The 1613-nt window shown below is 59.1% G+C and carries 2 protein-coding genes and 1 pseudogene; 1 reads left to right on the top strand and 2 read right to left on the bottom strand.

The annotated features are described in order from the left end of the window. Positions 1-157 (top strand): annotated as a pseudogene (locus J8I34_RS33890) (IS5/IS1182 family transposase); the annotation flags it as partial. 96 nt (positions 158-253) lie between these two features. Here the strand turns inward: J8I34_RS33890 and J8I34_RS33885 are convergent. Both J8I34_RS33885 and J8I34_RS33880 read right to left on the bottom strand, forming a co-directional pair. Further along, positions 254-880 carry a hypothetical protein gene (locus tag J8I34_RS33885; protein WP_209808540.1) on the bottom strand — a complete coding sequence of 209 codons (627 nt, stop codon included), beginning with the start codon at positions 878-880 and terminating at the stop codon, positions 254-256. Then, positions 877-1509, bottom strand: coding sequence for a hypothetical protein (locus J8I34_RS33880; protein WP_209808538.1), 633 nt, complete (start codon positions 1507-1509; stop codon positions 877-879). The genes J8I34_RS33885 and J8I34_RS33880 overlap by 4 nt, the downstream gene beginning before the upstream one ends. Positions 1510-1613 lie beyond the last annotated feature (104 nt).

Raw genomic sequence — 1613 nt, 5'->3', positions numbered from 1 at the left:
AAGGGCTACGACGCGCAGGAGTTCATCCAGGCCTGCCTGGAAATGAAGGTGACTCCCCACGTGGCACAGAACACCTCAGATGTTTGTGCTAAGCATAGCCGCCTACAACCTCGTGCGCATGCGCTCGCTGGGACAAATCCGTCCGCAGTTGCAGTAATCGCGGTAATCAGGGCGGAAATGGGCGTCAAAAAGCGGAAAAAGTCGCTGCAATGATGCCGAGCTTCCGGATTGTGAAAAACCGCGACCCCCAGCCCTATCGGGGGAAGCCGCACCTCTTCCGTGGTGAGTACTTCAGCAGCCTGTTAAGGCAAGCCGCAAGTGAACGAAGCGCGCGGCCGTCCGTGTTGAATGGGTAGTCCGCTGCTGTCAGTCCGGCAGAACGGCATTGCCAAAGAAAGTCGTAATGTAGCGATTGCAAGCCACGCAGACGCGTACTCAACCGCCCATCGGTATGAACCTGCTGGAGGGTCACCCGCTTCTGTTTAACCTGCAGACGTAGCCATGCTTCGAGCTTCGGATAGCGTTCGAGCAGTTGGGCGAAAGCGCCGGCGGTACCTCGACTGCCGCGTTCCCCCTTAACGTCGACAGGACGCATCCGGACGTACTCCGCGACACGCAGATATGGCAAGAGGGCACGAAACCCGTAAATCCGTCCATCAGGATGCGGAGAGAGCCCACGGGCAAGCCAGCGATAGAGCTGCTTACGATTGATACCGGTCGTGTGTTCGATAGCGCTCAGCTCCTCACCACGCGCATAACGCTCGATCGCGCCTATGCGCGCCCGGACGGCCTCGCGAGCGCTAGCATCCAGCTCGGTCCACGCGACGGCAGGCCATACTGCAAGATCAAGTGTCTGTAGTTCGGTTTTGCGGCGACTCATGATTGGGCCTCCACCGCGGAAAAGCGCGTCGATAGGGAAAGCATCTCGGTCCGCAACCCGGGCGCTGTGACGCGTCCCTCGTGCAGCAGCTGAAAGACGGCCGCCCGCACGAGGATGGGATCACCCTTTGATAGCTCGCGCTCTATGGCGACCAGGGGCTGCGGCGCGGCGACGAAGTCCTCGACGAGCCGTAGTAATGACGCGGACAGAAGGCCACGCGTGGCAACGATGCAAGTCAACATGCGCTGCCAGTTGTCTACCCAGATACGCGAGGCCACCAGTTCCGCGGCATGGATCAACCGGACGTTTCTGTCGCCGGCATCAAGATTCGCGAGTGGTTTCGCATCGGCTGCAACTATCGGATCAGCGAGGATAACGAGTTCTTGCCGATCGAGGTATGACACCAGGAAGTCGGCGAGACTCCGTTTTCCCTGGAACTGAATATAGCCAGGACGCTCGCAAAACCCGCGAACTCTCGGATCGGACTCAATCGTGATCCATAGGTCGAACGCCTGCCGTCGGTACAAGATGATCCGTCGATTCAGCTTTGGACTAAAAGCTTCGATGCGGTGTGCGCCGTAAGGTCGGGCAATTGCGATCGGCTCGGAGACTTGCCAAGAATCTTCCATAAGATCAGTACCTTACGGTCGGGATTCGTAACTGCTCAATAACCCGGGGCAATCCCTCAGGCGCTGCGTCGCCCCTGACCGGGTTCATCGGGCCAGGATGCAGG

The sequence above is a fragment of the Cupriavidus phytohabitans genome (assembly GCF_017815025.1).
In the GTDB taxonomy this organism is placed as follows: Bacteria; Pseudomonadota; Gammaproteobacteria; order Burkholderiales; family Burkholderiaceae; genus Cupriavidus.
Note: the sequence above shows the minus strand (reverse complement) of the source record. Positions and strands in the feature narration are given on the sequence as shown.

What these genes read in the sequence shown, in the direction of transcription:
- J8I34_RS33885 (WP_209808540.1), bottom strand. Translation starts at nt 880, where the DNA reads ATGAGTCGCCGCAAAACCGAACTACAGACACTTGATCTTGCAGTATGG.
- J8I34_RS33880 (WP_209808538.1), bottom strand. Translation starts at nt 1,509, where the DNA reads ATGGAAGATTCTTGGCAAGTCTCCGAGCCGATCGCAATTGCCCGACCT.